Origin of the sequence: Flavobacterium rhizophilum (genome assembly GCF_046000485.1) — a bacterium.
GTDB lineage: Bacteria > Bacteroidota > Bacteroidia > Flavobacteriales > Flavobacteriaceae > Flavobacterium > Flavobacterium rhizophilum.
Genome location: NZ_JBELQB010000006.1, coordinates 118,958 through 134,689 on the forward strand (window position 1 = coordinate 118,958; position 15,732 = coordinate 134,689).

Below are 15,732 nucleotides of genomic sequence, written 5' to 3' on the forward strand. Positions count from 1 at the left end.
CCGGTTCTTCCATTTAGAGCCGGGAATATAGATACATAGATATCACATAACTTTCTGAAACTTAAATTTTTGTATAGCATGCAACTGTTCAACACTTTAAGCGCCGAAGAAAGAGCCGAGCTTATAGAGCAATCGGGCAAGCAGCGCCTTACGCTGTCTTTCTACGCTTACGCGCACATTCAAGATCCGCAACAATTTAGAGATGACCTGTTCAAGGCCTGGAACCAACTGGAGGTTTTAGGTAGGATATACGTGGCTAAAGAGGGTATTAACGCCCAGCTTTCGCTTCCTGCCGATAATTTTTATGAGTTTAAGGACTTTATAGAAACCTATCCTTTCATGAAAGGCATCAGGCTAAATGTAGCGGTAGAACAGGACGACCTTTCGTTCCTGAAACTTACCATCAAAGTGCGTAGCAAGATTGTTGCCGATGGCCTTAACGATGATACTTTTGACGTAACCAATAAAGGGGTACACCTTAAAGCAAACGAGTTTAACTCTATGCTTAACGACCCTAACACCATAGTGGTGGATATGCGTAACCACTACGAGAGCGAAATAGGCCACTTTGTTGGCGCTATTAAGCCGGATGTTGACACGTTTAGGGAGTCCCTGCCTATTATAGAAAACCAGTTAGCTGAACATAAAGACGATAAAAACCTGTTAATGTACTGTACAGGGGGTATCCGTTGTGAAAAGGCAAGTGCTTTCTTTAAGCATAAAGGATTTAAAAACGTATACCAGCTTGAGGGTGGTATTATTGAGTACACCCGTCAGGTAAAAGCCGAAGGTATAGAAAGCAAATTCATAGGTAAAAACTTTGTATTCGACCACCGTTTGGGTGAGCGTATTACAGACGATATTGTGTCGCAGTGCCACCAGTGCGGTAAACCGTGTGACAACCACACCAACTGTGCTAACGAGGCGTGCCACCTGCTGTTTATTCAGTGTGACGACTGTAAGGCTGCCAGCGAAAACTGCTGTAGCGAAGCCTGCCAGGAAATAATACACATGCCGGAAGAGGAGCAAAAAGCACTTCGCCGTGGTATTATGAACGGTAACATGATCTTCAAAAAAGGAAAATCAGACAGGCTTACCTACAAAAAAACCGGCGATGCCGTAACGAGCACTCCACTTGCTAAGGCAAAAACGGTTAAAAAAGTGAGAAAAGTGCTTGTTGGTAAAGGAGACCACTACTTTACAAAAGCGTCTATCGCACAGTTCACTATAGAAAATCACGAACTTAATACCGGAGATAAAATCATGATTGTTGGCCCAAGCACAGGGGAGCAGGAACTGGTTTTAAACAAAATGTTCGTTAACGGTAAAGAGGGCAATACTGCGGTAAAAGGTGACAGGATTACCTTTGAGGTTCCGTTCAGGATACGCCTTTCAGACAAGCTGTTTAAAGTAACAGAATAAATCACATACCACATACATACAAAAGCCTGCACAATGTGCAGGCTTTTTTTTATTGCAGGCACTGATAATCAGCCCTCACAACCGGCTTTGCGCTTTATGATTACATTCACGAAATATTAGGTTAAAAATACTATCTTTACACACAAAATCATTTAAGAATCAGTAGCGGTTTCATCCGCGATCAATATATATTTAAGAAATTATGGCATGTACAAACTGTTCTACGGGCTCCAAAGACGGAACGCCCAGAGGATGTAAAAATAATGGCACTTGCGGGACGGACAGTTGTAATAAACTTACTGTTTTTGACTGGCTTTCTAATATGAGCCTGCCGGGTGGTGAAGAGGTATTTAATTGTGTGGAGGTTCGCTTTAAAAACGGAAGAAAAGACTTTTACAGAAATAACGAAAAACTAACGCTAAGCATAGGCGACATTGTCGCTACCGAAGCTTCGCCGGGTCACGATATAGGTATTGTAACCCTAACCGGGGAACTGGTTAAGGTACAAATGAAAAAAAAGAATGCAGATCCTAACGGGGAGGTACTTAAAATATACCGTAAAGCAACCCAAAAGGATATTGATATATGGAGCGAGGTACGCAACAGGGAAGAACCTATGAAGGTTATTGCCCGAGAGCTGGCTATTAAGCTTAACCTTGAAATGAAAATATCAGACATTGAGTTTCAGGGCGACGGTTCTAAAGCTACGTTCTACTATACGGCTAACGACCGTGTGGACTTCCGTCAGCTAATTAAGGATTATGCAAGGGAGTTTGGTATCAGGATCGAGATGAAGCAGGTTGGTTTCCGTCAGGAAGCGGCAAGGCTTGGAGGTATCGGTTCCTGCGGTAGGGAACTTTGCTGCTCTACATGGTTAACCGATTTCAGGAGTGTAAACACCTCTGCAGCGCGTTACCAGCAGCTTTCGCTAAACCCGCAAAAACTGGCCGGACAGTGTGGTAAGCTTAAATGCTGCCTTAACTACGAGCTGGACACTTATCTTGATGCACTTAAGGAATTACCGGACCTTGATACTAAACTGTATACCGAAAAAGGTGATGCCGTTTGCCAAAAGGTAGATATTTTTAAAGGACTTATGTGGTTTGCCTATACTAACAATATGGCACACTGGCATGTTATAAGCGCCGATCAGGTTAAGGAAATTGTAGACCTTAATAAGGAACACAAGCGTATTGCCGCGTTAGAAGATTATGCTATTGAACCAGATACCACAAGCGAGGAAAGCATAGAGAAAAGCTTCCAGAATGTTGTAGGACAGGACAGCCTTACCCGTTTTGATAAACCAAAGAACAAAAAGAAAAGACCTTCTTCCAAAAAGAAAAAGGTTACAGCTGACGCTCCGGCAACAGAAAAACCGGCAAAAACGGCTAAGCCTAACCAAAACCGTAACAACGGAGGCAACAACAATAAACCTGCTAACAAACAGCAGGGAGGCGGTGCTCCTAAAGAGGGAGGTAACAGGCCAAATAATAAACAGGGAGGTAATAATAACAGAAGGAAAAAACCTTCTAACAACAATAATAAACCATCATCTGACAATAAAAATGCTGATAAGAAATAGCCTTATAGCTTTAGGACTGCTTTTCCTTACCGCATCTTGCGACAAAAAGCGCGTATTTGACGACTACAAGGCCTTTAACGGCACATGGAATAAAGACAGTATCGTTTCGTTTCAGTTTGAGCAAAACGATACCGTTTCTCCTTACAATATGTTTGTTAACATAAGAAACAACAATAATTATCCGTTTAATAATATATTCCTTATTGTAAACCTGGAACAGCCTGACGGTGTAACGGTTACCGATACACTGGAGTACATGATGGCAAACCCCGACGGTTCGCTTATGGGTAAAGGTTTCTCTGATGTTAAGGAAAGTAAACTTTGGTACAAAGGCTTTGAGGGCGAATATAATTTTCCTAAAGCCGGCAGCTACACCGTGAAGATTGAGCAGGCGGTTAGAAAAGCGGGCAGCATACCCGGTGTAGAGGAGCTGGAAGGCGTTACCGAAGTGGGTTTCAGGATAGAATCTAAAGAAGAATAAAAATATAGTTATGGCAACAAAGAAAAAGGGTGCTGCAAATAACAATAAGCAACCGGAAAATTTCTCCAAGTACATTAAAACATTCTGGAAGATATACATCATCGGGGTACTGATGGCTGTATTCTTTTTCCTTTTTGCTTCGTGGGGGCTGTTTGGTCACATGCCTACCTTCGAGGAACTGGAAAATCCGGAATCTAATGTTGCTACCGAAATCATTTCTTCAGATGGTGAAACACTGGGTAAATTCTATACCCAAAACCGTACTCCGGTAAAGTTTGCCGATTTGCCGCAAAATTTGGTTGATGCATTAACCTCAACAGAGGATGAGCGTTACTACGATCACTCGGGCATCGATGCCAGAGGTACTATAAGAGCCGTTGTTTTTTTAGGACGTGATGGTGGTGCCAGTACTATTACCCAACAGCTTGCCAAAAACCTTTTTCATGGTGAAGGATCCAAAAACCTTATCATGAGGATAATCCAGAAAGCCAAAGAATGGGTTATAGCTACCCGACTGGAAAAACAGTATACCAAAGACGAAATTCTTGCCATGTACCTAAATACGGTAGATTTTGTTAATCAGGCAGTAGGTATACGTTCGGCTGCAAAAATATACTTTGGTAAAGAACCTAAAAACCTTACAGTGGAAGAGTCGGCTGTAATTGTAGGTATGCTTACCAACCCTTCCCGATTTAATCCTAAATCACATCCTGACCGATCTAAATACAGAAGAGACATTGTTTTCCATCAGTTAGCGAAAAACGATTTTATTACCGAAGAGGAGAAAAAAGCATTACAGGCTAAACCAATTGAGCTTCACTATAGCCCGGAAACGCATAATGAAGGTATTGCTACTTACTTCCGTGAATATCTAAGGGAATTTATGGGTAAATGGGTGAAGGATAACCCTAAAGAAGACGGTACCGAATATAACATTTATAAAGACGGTTTAAAAATATACGTAACCATTGACTCCCGCATGCAAAAGTATGCTGAGCAAGCGGTACACGAACACCTTTCTAACCTGCAGGAGCAGTTTTTTATTGACAATAAAAACAATAAAAACGCACCTTTCAGAAACATATCTCAGGAAGAAACGCAAAGAATTCTTAACAGGGCTATGAAAAACTCTGATCGTTGGAGACTAATGACTGAAGATGGTAAAAGCGAGGAAGAAGTCCGTAAGTCATTTGATGTAAAAACCAAAATGAGGATTTTTACATGGAAAGGCGAGAAAGATACTATTATGACTCCTATGGACTCTATAAGGTATTACAAAAACTTCCTGCAAACCGGTATGATGTCTATGAGGCCACAAACCGGGCATGTTATGGCATGGGTAGGCGGTATAGATTATAAATACTTCCAGTACGACCACGTGGCACAGGGAGCAAGACAGGTAGGTTCTACCTTTAAGCCTTTTGTATATGCCACAGCTATAGAGCAGTTGCACATATCACCTTGTGACTCTATTAACGACTCACCTTATACCATGCCAAAAGGTAAGTTTGGTATTGAACAGCCTTGGAGCCCAAGAAACTCTGACGGTAAATACAAAGGTATGATTCCGTATAGTGAAGCACTTGCAAACTCTGTAAATACGGCTTCGGCAAAACTTATGGAACGTGTAGGCCCAAAAACAGTGGTAGATCTTACACACCGTCTGGGCATTACATCAAACATACCTGAACAACCTGCTATCGCACTGGGTGCTGTAGATGTTACAGTAAGCGAAATGGTTGCTGCCTACAGTACTTTTGCTAACCAGGGATTATATATCAAACCGATAGTAATTACACGTATAGAAGATAAAAACGGAGTGGTACTTTACCAGCCGGTAGCAAAACCGGTAGAAGTGTTTAATAAGGATATTGCCTATACGGTTGTAAAACTTCTGGAAGGTGTTACACGTGGAGGTTCGGGTACAAGATTAAGAACAGGAAAAACAACTCTTCCTTATTATAAACGTGTTACCGGTCACCCATACCAATTCCCTAACCCTATTGCAGGTAAAACAGGTACAACACAAAACCAGTCGGACGGTTGGTTTATCGGTATGGTACCTGATTTAGCAACCGGAGTTTGGGTAGGTAACGATGACCGTGCAGCTCACTTTAGAAGTATTACTTACGGTCAGGGAGCTACCATGGCACTGCCAATATGGGCTTTATACATGAAAAAATGTTATAACGATAAAACCGTTACCCTATCGAATAAAGACTTTGAACGCCCTGATAATCTAACAATAGATGTGGACTGCAAAGAGAAAAAAGAAACAGAAGTCGATTCCACCGCAGTAAAACAAATAGATTTAAGTGAATTCTAAATCTCATAAAAAAACGCCCCTCAAGAGGGCGTTTTTTTATATATTTATCCCTCAAAACTAAAATACATTGTATGATTAATAAAAAAGTACAAAACGTTGAGGAAGCTTTACGCGATATAAAAGACGGGATGACTATAATGCTGGGCGGTTTTGGCCTTTGCGGTATTCCTGAAAACAGTATTGCCGAACTGGTAAAAAGAGGCACTACTAACCTAACCTGTATTTCAAACAATGCCGGAGTAGACGATTTTGGCCTTGGACTCTTACTACAGAAAAAGCAAATCAAAAAAATGATTTCTTCTTATGTAGGTGAGAATGCCGAGTTTGAAAGACAGATGTTAAGTGGCGAGCTTGAAGTTGAACTTACACCACAGGGAACACTGGCAGAAAAATGCCGTGCTGCACAGGCAGGTATCCCTGCATTCTATACTCCTGCCGGATATGGTACCGAAGTAGCTGAGGGTAAAGAAGCGAGAGAGTTTAACGGTAAAATGCATATTCTTGAAGAGGCTTATAAAGCTGATTTTGCTATAGTAAAAGCCTGGAAAGGTGATGAAGCAGGTAACCTTATTTTTAAAGGTACTGCCAGAAACTTTAACTCATGCATGGCAGGGGCAGCAAAAATAACTGTTGCCGAAGTGGAAGAACTGGTTCCTGCAGGAGAACTTGACCCTAACCAAATACATATTCCTGGGATATTTGTGAAGCGTATTTTTAAAGGAGAAAAATACGAGAAGAGAATTGAGCAACGTACAACCAGAAAACGTAATTAATCATGGCATTAGGTAAAGAGCAAATCGCAAAAAGAATAGCAAAAGAAGTTAAAGACGGATATTTTGTTAACCTTGGTATTGGTATCCCAACCTTGGTTGCCAATTATGTTAGGGAAGATATATCGGTAGAATTCCAGAGTGAGAATGGTGTACTGGGCATGGGGCCTTTCCCTTATGAGGGTGAGGAAGATGCCGACGTAATCAATGCAGGTAAACAAACCATAACCACATTACCGGGCGCCTCGTTTTTTGATTCGGCAATGAGTTTTGGTATGATCCGCGGGCAGCACGTAGACCTTACAATTTTAGGAGCTATGGAAGTGGCTGAGAACGGAGATATTGCCAACTGGAAAATTCCGGGTAAAATGGTAAAAGGTATGGGTGGTGCCATGGACTTAGTAGCTTCTGCCGAAAACATCATCGTAGCCATGATGCATGTAAATAAAGCAGGAGAATCTAAACTATTAAAAAGATGTTCGCTACCGTTAACCGGTGTGGGTTGCGTAAAAAAAATAGTTACCGAACTGGCTGTTCTTGAAATAGTGCCGGAAGGATTTAAACTATTGGAACGTGCCCCTGGCGTAACTGTTGAAGATATTAAAAATGCTACCGAAGGAACCCTGATTGTTGAAGGAGATATTCCTGAAATGGTAATAGATTAAATAAACAAAGAGCTGCCTGAATTGTTTTCAGGCAGCTCTTTGTCATTTCGACGAAAGGAGAAATCTCAGATAAATTTAGATTTATTTCATCAGTTCGGCTTACAGCCTCATGTCTCGACTCCATTCCATTACTCTCGAAATGGGAAATTCAAATAGCTTTTTTATTTCCTCCTGAAACTGCAAAAGGTAAAATTCTGTACAGTATCAAACGGGGTTTTATGATCCAGATTAATACATTCTATAGTATCAAAATACGACTCAAAACGTGAAGCCAAACCTTCCTTAGAGTACTGCTTGATTTCAATACCACTGCATTTTAAAGGTCCGTTTTCCGAAAAAGTCCCGATGACAGCGATACCATTATCTGCAATGGCTTTCACAGTATTGCTAATATAATTAGCAACATCATTATCATTGGTTAAAAAATGAAAAGCGGCACGATCAAACCAAAAATCATATTTTTCGGCAGGGGTAAATTCGGTAATGTCACACGCTATCCAATTCACTTTCCCGGCATTCTTACCCAGTCTGTTTTTGGCTCTTTCCAATGAGGCTTCAGAAATATCCAAAACCGTAATATTACTATAGCCCAAGCCCAACAGTGCATCGGCAAAAAAACTGTCGCCTCCACCTATGTCAATAATCTTAGCATCTTTAGACAGGTTAAATTTTTGTACATACCCCAAAGCCGTTTCGGGATTGGGCTGGTACCAGCTCACCTCGTTAAGCTGTTTTGTAGTATATATATTTTCCCAGTGTTTCTTCCTGTCAAATTCGGTAGTCATCATTAGTTTCCTTTTGGTATCGCTTCAATAAGCTTTTTAGTGTATTCCTTTTGAGGATGTTCATACAGTGCATCGGCCTCATTCATTTCCTCAATCTCCCCCTTATTCATAACCAGTACCTGGTCGCTCATATACTTAACCACTGCAAGGTCGTGTGAAATAAATATATAGGTAAACCCGAAATTCTCCTTGAGTTCATTAAGCAGGTTAAGCACCTGCGCCTGCACCGAAATATCGAGTGCTGAAACCGATTCATCACAAACAATCAATTTGGGTTGCAGGGCAATGGTACGCGCAATTCCTATACGCTGACGCTGCCCTCCCGAAAACTCGTGCGGATAACGGTTAAAATGTTCTTCTCCCAGTCCTACCCTGTTAAGTATTTCTATAGTTTTTTCCCTACGTTCCTTGTCATTTTTATACAGCCCGTGCACCTTCATAGGTTCCATTATGGCTTTACCCACAGTTATCCTCGGGTTTAGGGAAGAATACGGATCCTGAAATATAATCTGGATTTCCTTGCGGAGTTCCCTTATGGCAGATATGCTAAGTTTGGTAAGATCCTGACCTTTGTATAAAATACTTCCGGCAGTGGCTTTATCCAGTTGCAGTATGGCATTGCCCAGTGTAGATTTACCACAACCCGACTCCCCTACCAGTCCCAGTGTTTCACCTTCATAAATTTTAAAGCTCACATCATTCACTGCCTTAAATTTTACATCCCGCCCAAACACTCCTGCTGACGACACGTATTCCTTTTCCACATTAATTACCTCAAGCAAAGGTGGCTGACTGTATAGTTTTTCGTGCCCTTCCTTACGTTGTTGCGGAGTCACCTCGGTTTTATCAACCGTACCCTCAAGGTAATCCTGAATGGTAGGCAGTCTTTTAAGGCGTACATCCAGCGATGGTCTTGAGTTTATAAGGGCTTTGGTATAGGTATGTTTTGGGTTTTCAAATATTTCTGTTACTCCTCCCTGTTCTACAATATTGCCTTTGTACATTACCAATACCCTGTTGGCAATTTCAGATACCAGCGACAGGTCGTGCGAAATGAATATGATACTCATTTTGGTTTCCTGTTGCAGTTCTTTAAGTAGCAGTATTATTTCCTTTTGTACGGTAACATCGAGTGCCGTTGTAGGTTCATCGGCAATAAGTATTTTTGGCTTACAGGCAATAGCCATAGCTATCATTACCCTTTGTTTTTGCCCTCCCGAAATTTCGTGCGGATAACGGTTGTATATCTTTCCGGGATTAGGGAGTTTTACCTTTTCAAAAAGGGAAAGCACAGTAGCCTTAATTTCCTTTTGTGAGAGTGAAGTATGCTCCTTTAATATCTCTTCTACCTGATAACCGCATTTAAGGGACGGGTTAAGCGAACTCATAGGTTCCTGGAATATCATGGCAATATCATTACCTCTAACACTTCTCATCTCCTTTGTGGTTAACTGAGAGATATCCCTGCCCTCAAAAGCAATACTTCCCTGCGTTACCTGTAGTATGCCTTTGGGCAGCAGGCCCATCACCGCCAGTGAGGTGACCGACTTACCACTACCGGATTCGCCCACTATACCCAGTATCTCGTTTTGCTCAAGTGTAAAGGTACTATCATGCACAATGGGTGTCCATTGTCCTTCTTTCCTAGCCGAAATTGTTATATGGTTTATATTTAGCAGGCTATCGCTCATGTGGTAAAATTAAAGGTTTCCTAAAAATGGGTTTGTAACAAAAGTAACCTTTTAAACGTGTATTATTTCTTCTTCTATCAAAAGGTCCTCACGACGGAAACGCAACAATATTTGCGCTACCGCAATAACATCCTTTTCACAATAGGTTACAATACGGTCTATATCTTTTTCTATATAATATACTTCACCTACTTGGCTGCCGTCTATATCTCCTTTTGGAGAAGGTATACCCAGTACTTTGGTAAGTAGTTTTAACGAAGTAAAACTTTTATAATCACCAAACTTCCACAACTCCATGGTATCCAGGTGTGGTACTTCCCACGGTTTTTTACCAAAAAGATTCAGTTTGTTAGGTATGGTGATTCCGTTTATTATCATCCTTCGGGCTATAAAAGGAAAATCAAATTCCTTGGCATTATGCCCACACATAATATGCTGTGGCTGACTGAAATGGTTGTTAAGCAGGTTACTGAAGTCTTTTAATATCTTTGCTTCCTCCCCAAAAAAGGAGGTAACCCTAAAGTGCCTTATGTCGCCACGAAAGGTAAAGAACCCTGCCGAAAGGCAGACTATCTTACCAAACTCGGCCCAAATACCTGCACGGTCATAAAACTCCTCGGGAGTATATTCGTCCTTGCGCTGGTAAGCCGTTTTTTGTTCAAACAGCGATTGTGTTTCCTCGTCCAGCAAACCAAAATGCCTTTCCTCTGGAACAGTTTCAATATCTAAAAAAAGTATATTTTCAAGGTTTATCCTCTCTATCATAAATTATTCCTCCTTTTGAGCTTCTTCCATAGTCATTTGCAGGCTATTGCCTTTACCCTCATCAGGCTTAAGCATTCCCATCATTTTATAAGCCTCATCTACATATACATAAAAATCGTTACTATGTGGGTCCTGTGCTGTTTGTAATCCTTTGGTATGCCCCAGGCGCACGATAATCACATTATCCTGTGGCACCACAATTACAAACTGCCCCAAATGCCCACGCATGTAATACATTTTTTTGTTTAGGTACTGGTTTATCCACCAGCCATAACCATATTGTGGCGACTCCGGGAAACGCGGTGTTACCATTTTGTTCACGTAAGCAGAATCGATAATCTGGTTACCGTTCCAGTTTCCTTCATGTAAAAACAGTTTACCAAAACGGGCAAAGTCACGGGCGTTACTGGCAAAACAGCAGTAAGCCTTTTCAATTCCGTCTGGTTCGTCAAGTTGCCATAATGCAGGATTTTCGGCCCCCATAGGTTTCCAGAATTTATCCGACACATATTCAGAGAGTGTTTGTCCTGTAGCTTTGGTAAGCACCATAGCCAGCAGTTCGGTTGCACCGCTTACATATACAAATTCTTTACCCGGTTCTTCAGTTACTTTTACATCAAGTACCGTTTGCGGAAGATTATCATCAAAGTAAGCACGGGTGGTTACCGAAAACGGACTGCTGTACTGCTCGCCCCAGTCTAAAGCGGTAGCCATAGACGAAAGGTCGCCCACAGTAAGTTCGGCAGCATAACCTTCTTTATATTCAGGATAAAAATCAGATACTTTTTGGTCGGCCCCTTTTATCTTTCCTTCCATAATAGCTTTGAAAAGCGCAGCCGAAACAATACTTTTTGCCATTGAGAATGAATTGGTTTTGGAATCCTTACCATAACCGTCATAATAACTCTCATGCCAAATACTGTCATTTTTAATAATAAGGTAGGCTATCGTTCCCAGTTTTTGGTGGGTATCCTCCAGTCTTTCGGTTGCAGAAACTTTATTATAATCGGTGTGGGTTGCCCAGGGCTGCCCTGTGCCATTTTCCACCACACGGTTATCAAAGTATTCGTAGTCGTCCAAAAAGGCTGTAGTTTTACCGTTAAGGTATACTACCCTTACCGCTTTTATTAAATAGTCTACATTAAATATATATAGTAATGCTACTATGGCTGCAATGATTACAACAAGCCATATAATAAATTTTTTAAGAAATCTCATTGGGTTGGTTTTAATGACTATGGTTACGAATTTACATAATTTTTGCTACCATAGCACCACACCGATGTGCGGAATGTGTTAAGAAAAAACCGAGTTAGAAAAGGGACTGTTGCTTTACAGGGTTTTCATGCTCCAACAGCCATTTTTTGCGCCATAGTCCGCCCGCATAACCCGTAAGCGAACCGTCACTGCCTATAACTCGGTGGCAGGGCACTACAATCCATAACGGATTTTTACCATTAGCACTTGCTACTGCCCTTATAGCTTTTACATCTCCCAATTTTATGGAAAGGTCCTGATAGGAAGTGGTTTTACCAAAAGGTATTTCCAGCAGGGCATTCCATACTTTTTTCTGGAAATCGGTACCTTGAGGATTGAGCTTAAAGCTAAAATCAGTACGCTTACCGTTAAAATATTCCTGTAATTGCAGGGCTGCATCTTCCAGTTCCTTCGGTATGGTTTGAGATTGTTTAATATCCTTATCATCCAGAACAGAAATTTTAGACACACCCTCTCCGTCCCCTTCTATAAGGGTAATACCAAGAGGCGACTGTATATATGCTTCTGCCATGACAAGAATGTTTTACAGGGTTAAAGATACCGACTTAATCTTCGGCTTCCAGTTCAAATATTTCGTTTACACTTATTTTAAACAACTGCGACAGTTTTAATGCCAATGCGGTTGAAGGCACATATTTGCCCTTTTCCATAGCATTAATAGTTTGCCTGCTTACACCTATTTTATCGGCAAGATCCTGTTGTGTAAAATTATATATGGCGCGTTGTACTTTTATGTTATTCTTCATCTGTCCCTGCCTTGTTAAGTTTGTAAATATTGTAGCGAAACAGGATGATAAAGATAAGAAGCTGTGAGAACATAATAGCACTCATTACCGTTAGAAATGGCATTCCGTAAATAAACATATAGCTCAATACAATAAGAATATAGTTGATTATTGTAGCCCATACCAAACTATGCAAGCGTACTGATGCCACCATTTCGTCTTCATATTTCTCTTTAGAAAAGGCGAATATTATACCAAATACGATTGTAAGTATAACAAGTATTTCATCGGTAACAGAATCTTCTATCCACCCAAACCTTTTTGTTTCACCCAACATAGCATAGTCTGCAACTATAGCAAAAACCTTTGCCTTTATAGGAAACTTTTCAAAACCATCTAAAAAATACAGCAGTGTTAATACTATAAAGGAAATCAGAAAAATAACACCACTAATCTTTTTTAACCTGTACGGGAATAAATAGTTCGTTTTCATATTGATTGATTTAAAGTTAGAAGTCAAATGTAAAACAAATTTTTCATAATGTAAAATAAACTTTACATTATGAAATAAAAAAAACCACCAGTTGCCTGATGGTTTCTTATCGAATTGCTATGAAAACTTAGTTATTGCTGAGCAACAACTTTACCTTTAATCGTAAGTACTTTTTTCACATCGCTATCGTTAGTGGTAACTGTAATAGTTTTAGTAAAGTTACCCGGATTAGCTGCATTGTAAGTTGCAGTTACGCTACCTGTTTCTCCCGGTTTGATAGGAGTTTTAGTATAGTTAGTAGCAGTACATCCGCAAGATGCTTTTACGTGAGTGATTAATATAGTCTGATCTGTAGTGTTTTTAAATGTAAACTCGTGAGATGCAGGATGACCTTTTTCTACCTCACCAAAGTTGAATACGTCTTCAGTCCATGTTATTTTTGATGGCTCAGAAGTTTTAGCTTCTGTAAGGTTCGTCACTTTTTTAGCAGTCGCTGTTTGAGCATTTGCTGAGTTAGAAACAAAAAATAACGCTCCTACCACTGCAAATAATGAAAGTTTTAATGTTTTCATAATTTGAATTATTAAATTTGGTTAATACTGTTTTTCGCTTTGTAACATCACAAATATATTTACTAAAATCCACAAATTTGTTAATCAGCTTCAAACTCTTGTTAATAACATGTTAACGTGTTGTACAGTAGCGTTTTTTACAGTAATATCGACCTGATAAAATGGGTATTTTGAAATTCAGTAAACTAAATATAGTCGTATTTATAGGGTTTATAGCCATAGGCGGTGTGCTAATCATGCAACTGCTCATGTTAAACCAGGCCTATACTTTTGAAAAAAAGGAAGTTGGCGAAAAAATACACTTTGCCCTGCAGGATGTGGTAAATAAAATATACCGCGACAATAACAGCGACCTGCCTGCTGCTTCGCCTATTAAAAAAGTATCGGAAGATTATTATGTGGTAAACGTAGACGATGCCTTTGAGGCTCCTATCCTTGAATACTATCTTAATCTGGAATTCCAGAAGGTAAAGTTGGACATGGATTATGAATATGCCATTTACGACTGCGCGTCAGACGAGATGGTGTATGGAAAATATATTACAGACAACGGAACTTCGGTCAAAAATGAAAAGAAGTGTGAAAACTGCTTTACCAAAAAAGAAGGACTGGTATATTACTTTGCCGTGCGTTTCCCCGATCTTAAATACAGTTATATTTCGTCATTACAGCAGTACTGGATATACACCGGGGTACTGTTCCTGGTGCTGGTTATTTATGTATATTCAGTATTCCTTATGCTGAAGCAGAAAAAATACAGCGAACTCCAAAAAGATTTTATCAATAATATGACACATGAGTTCAAAACACCTTTGTCGTCCATACTCATTGCTTCAAACTATGCGGTAAAACAACCGGAAATAGAAGCCAACCCAAAGCTCAATAAATATTTAGACATTGTTATTGAACAAAGCAACAAGCTCAACCAACATGTGGAGAAGGTATTGAACGTAGCTAAGTCTGACGGGATGCACCGCGGTATCCATAAAAAGGAATTCAATATTATGGACTCTCTACAGCTGGTTAAAGATAATGCCCTGCTTAAATACAATCATGCTACCATAAACCTTAACAGTATCAAGGACGATTACAGCATATATGCCGATGAGTTCCACTTTTATAATATAGCTTTTAATATAGTGGAGAATGCCGTAAAATATGGCCCTAACGGAAGTACGCAGGTAAATATTAACCTTGTGGAAACACCTAAAAAACTGGAAATACGATTTACCGATAACGGCCCGGGTATTCCTAAAAGCCATTTGGATTATGTTTTTGACCGATTTTACCGTGTACCGCGTGAAAACAAAGAGGAGGTTGAAGGCTTCGGTCTCGGATTATTTTATGTAAAAAAAATATGCGATCTTCATAAATGGAAAATCAGCATAATAAATAACCCCGATAAAGGTATTACCGTAACCATTGCCATACCTAAAAAGTGCATACTATGAGCAGGAAAAAAATACTCTACGTAGAAGACGATAACACTCTGGCTTTCCTCACATCAGATAATTTGGAACAGCACTATGAGGTGGTACACTTCTCTAACGGAAATGAGGCTTTTGAAGCTTTTAAGAAAAATGCTTTCGACCTGTGTGTACTGGATATTATGTTACCGGGAATGGACGGGTTTGATCTCGCTGCGGCAATACGCGAACTGGATGTGGAAATACCTATTATTTTCCTTTCGGCAAAAACCCTTAAAGAAGACCGCATTAAAGGGCTTAAACTGGGAGCCGACGATTATCTTGTAAAGCCTTACAGTATTGAGGAGCTTATCTTAAAAATTGAAGTGTTTTTGCAACGTAGCCAAAAGCATGTGGCTGCAAAAAATATTACCCATACCATAGGTGCTTTTTTATTTGATCCTGAAAATTATGCCCTGACCAAAGGGAAAGAAACCATAATGCTAACCGAAAGGGAATCGGCTCTCTTAAAACTATTTATAGAACATAAGAACACGATACTGAAACGCGAAGTAATACTCAAGTCACTTTGGGGTACCGACGATTATTTTATGGGGCGTAGTATGGATGTGTTTATTTCCCGATTAAGAAAAATCTTCCGTGAAGACGAAAGCATCCGTATAGAGAACATACCAAGAATAGGCTTTAAACTGGTAGCTCCCGAATAGTATTAAGTGTCCGATAACCGGCACAGCAATTACCGAACACCAA

The 15,732-nt window shown here is 40.2% G+C and carries 16 protein-coding genes; 8 read left to right on the plus strand and 8 right to left on the minus strand.

The window, feature by feature from the left end:
* Positions 1–78: 78 nt before the first annotated feature.
* From trhO to ABS768_RS09330, 6 genes are all read left to right on the plus strand, one after another.
* Complete coding sequence (trhO, locus tag ABS768_RS09305) at positions 79–1,422, plus strand: oxygen-dependent tRNA uridine(34) hydroxylase TrhO (RefSeq protein ID WP_408074699.1); 1,344 nt, start codon at positions 79–81, stop codon at positions 1,420–1,422.
* Between the two features lie 202 nt (positions 1,423–1,624).
* Entirely contained in the window at positions 1,625–3,004 is a 1,380-nt protein-coding gene (locus ABS768_RS09310) for a PSP1 domain-containing protein (RefSeq protein ID WP_408074700.1), read from the plus strand.
* Positions 2,988–3,485 (plus strand): gliding motility lipoprotein GldH, encoded by a 498-nt coding sequence (locus ABS768_RS09315; protein WP_408074701.1) that lies wholly within the window; start codon positions 2,988–2,990, stop codon positions 3,483–3,485. Before ABS768_RS09310 ends, ABS768_RS09315 begins: the two co-directional genes overlap by 17 nt.
* 10 nt (positions 3,486–3,495) lie before the next feature.
* Positions 3,496–5,811 carry a penicillin-binding protein 1A gene (locus ABS768_RS09320; RefSeq protein WP_408074702.1) on the plus strand — a complete coding sequence of 772 codons (2,316 nt, stop codon included), beginning with the start codon at positions 3,496–3,498 and terminating at the stop codon, positions 5,809–5,811.
* A gap of 71 nt (positions 5,812–5,882) precedes the next feature.
* On the plus strand, positions 5,883–6,584 hold the full coding sequence (locus ABS768_RS09325; protein ID WP_408074703.1) for a CoA transferase subunit A: 702 nt from the start codon (positions 5,883–5,885) through the stop codon (positions 6,582–6,584).
* Between the two features lie 2 nt (positions 6,585–6,586).
* Entirely contained in the window at positions 6,587–7,246 is a 660-nt protein-coding gene (locus ABS768_RS09330; RefSeq protein WP_035131535.1) for a CoA transferase subunit B, read from the plus strand.
* A gap of 161 nt (positions 7,247–7,407) precedes the next feature.
* Here the strand turns inward: ABS768_RS09330 and ABS768_RS09335 are convergent, their stop codons facing one another.
* From ABS768_RS09335 to ABS768_RS09370, 8 genes are all read right to left on the minus strand, one after another.
* Positions 7,408–8,034, minus strand: coding sequence for a class I SAM-dependent methyltransferase (locus tag ABS768_RS09335; protein WP_408074704.1), 627 nt, complete (start codon positions 8,032–8,034; stop codon positions 7,408–7,410).
* The gene (locus ABS768_RS09340; RefSeq protein WP_408074705.1) at positions 8,034–9,722 is read right to left on the minus strand and encodes an ABC transporter ATP-binding protein; all 1,689 of its coding nucleotides are present in this window, start codon (positions 9,720–9,722) and stop codon (positions 8,034–8,036) included. Before ABS768_RS09340 ends, ABS768_RS09335 begins: the two co-directional genes overlap by 1 nt.
* 51 nt (positions 9,723–9,773) lie before the next feature.
* The gene (locus ABS768_RS09345) at positions 9,774–10,487 is read right to left on the minus strand and encodes a 3'-5' exonuclease (RefSeq protein WP_408074706.1); all 714 of its coding nucleotides are present in this window, start codon (positions 10,485–10,487) and stop codon (positions 9,774–9,776) included.
* 3 nt (positions 10,488–10,490) lie between these two features.
* Positions 10,491–11,705 carry a serine hydrolase domain-containing protein gene (locus ABS768_RS09350; protein ID WP_408074707.1) on the minus strand — a complete coding sequence of 405 codons (1,215 nt, stop codon included), beginning with the start codon at positions 11,703–11,705 and terminating at the stop codon, positions 10,491–10,493.
* A gap of 94 nt (positions 11,706–11,799) precedes the next feature.
* Positions 11,800–12,276 (minus strand): methylated-DNA--[protein]-cysteine S-methyltransferase, encoded by a 477-nt coding sequence (locus ABS768_RS09355; protein ID WP_408074708.1) that lies wholly within the window; start codon positions 12,274–12,276, stop codon positions 11,800–11,802.
* A 34-nt stretch (positions 12,277–12,310) separates the two neighbouring features.
* On the minus strand, positions 12,311–12,511 hold the full coding sequence (locus ABS768_RS09360; protein ID WP_408074709.1) for a helix-turn-helix transcriptional regulator: 201 nt from the start codon (positions 12,509–12,511) through the stop codon (positions 12,311–12,313).
* Positions 12,501–12,983 (minus strand): hypothetical protein, encoded by a 483-nt coding sequence (locus ABS768_RS09365; protein ID WP_408074710.1) that lies wholly within the window; start codon positions 12,981–12,983, stop codon positions 12,501–12,503. Before ABS768_RS09365 ends, ABS768_RS09360 begins: the two co-directional genes overlap by 11 nt.
* A gap of 131 nt (positions 12,984–13,114) precedes the next feature.
* Complete coding sequence (locus ABS768_RS09370; RefSeq protein WP_035131552.1) at positions 13,115–13,555, minus strand: DUF1573 domain-containing protein; 441 nt, start codon at positions 13,553–13,555, stop codon at positions 13,115–13,117.
* A gap of 170 nt (positions 13,556–13,725) precedes the next feature.
* Between ABS768_RS09370 and ABS768_RS09375 the strand changes: the two genes are divergently transcribed.
* On the plus strand, positions 13,726–15,006 hold the full coding sequence (locus ABS768_RS09375) for a sensor histidine kinase (protein WP_408074711.1): 1,281 nt from the start codon (positions 13,726–13,728) through the stop codon (positions 15,004–15,006).
* Complete coding sequence (locus ABS768_RS09380) at positions 15,003–15,689, plus strand: response regulator transcription factor (RefSeq protein WP_408074712.1); 687 nt, start codon at positions 15,003–15,005, stop codon at positions 15,687–15,689. Before ABS768_RS09375 ends, ABS768_RS09380 begins: the two co-directional genes overlap by 4 nt.
* Positions 15,690–15,732: the final 43 nt, after the last annotated feature.

Coding starts and splice junctions, on each gene's coding strand:
- trhO (WP_408074699.1), top strand. CDS start 79: ATGCAACTGTTCAACACTTTAAGCGCCGAAGAAAGAGCCGAGCTTATA.
- ABS768_RS09310 (WP_408074700.1), top strand. CDS start 1,625: ATGGCATGTACAAACTGTTCTACGGGCTCCAAAGACGGAACGCCCAGA.
- ABS768_RS09315 (WP_408074701.1), top strand. CDS start 2,988: ATGCTGATAAGAAATAGCCTTATAGCTTTAGGACTGCTTTTCCTTACC.
- ABS768_RS09320 (WP_408074702.1), top strand. CDS start 3,496: ATGGCAACAAAGAAAAAGGGTGCTGCAAATAACAATAAGCAACCGGAA.
- ABS768_RS09325 (WP_408074703.1), top strand. CDS start 5,883: ATGATTAATAAAAAAGTACAAAACGTTGAGGAAGCTTTACGCGATATA.
- ABS768_RS09330 (WP_035131535.1), top strand. CDS start 6,587: ATGGCATTAGGTAAAGAGCAAATCGCAAAAAGAATAGCAAAAGAAGTT.
- ABS768_RS09335 (WP_408074704.1), bottom strand. CDS start 8,034: ATGATGACTACCGAATTTGACAGGAAGAAACACTGGGAAAATATATAT.
- ABS768_RS09340 (WP_408074705.1), bottom strand. CDS start 9,722: ATGAGCGATAGCCTGCTAAATATAAACCATATAACAATTTCGGCTAGG.
- ABS768_RS09345 (WP_408074706.1), bottom strand. CDS start 10,487: ATGATAGAGAGGATAAACCTTGAAAATATACTTTTTTTAGATATTGAA.
- ABS768_RS09350 (WP_408074707.1), bottom strand. CDS start 11,705: ATGAGATTTCTTAAAAAATTTATTATATGGCTTGTTGTAATCATTGCA.
- ABS768_RS09355 (WP_408074708.1), bottom strand. CDS start 12,276: ATGGCAGAAGCATATATACAGTCGCCTCTTGGTATTACCCTTATAGAA.
- ABS768_RS09360 (WP_408074709.1), bottom strand. CDS start 12,511: ATGAAGAATAACATAAAAGTACAACGCGCCATATATAATTTTACACAA.
- ABS768_RS09365 (WP_408074710.1), bottom strand. CDS start 12,983: ATGAAAACGAACTATTTATTCCCGTACAGGTTAAAAAAGATTAGTGGT.
- ABS768_RS09370 (WP_035131552.1), bottom strand. CDS start 13,555: ATGAAAACATTAAAACTTTCATTATTTGCAGTGGTAGGAGCGTTATTT.
- ABS768_RS09380 (WP_408074712.1), top strand. CDS start 15,003: ATGAGCAGGAAAAAAATACTCTACGTAGAAGACGATAACACTCTGGCT.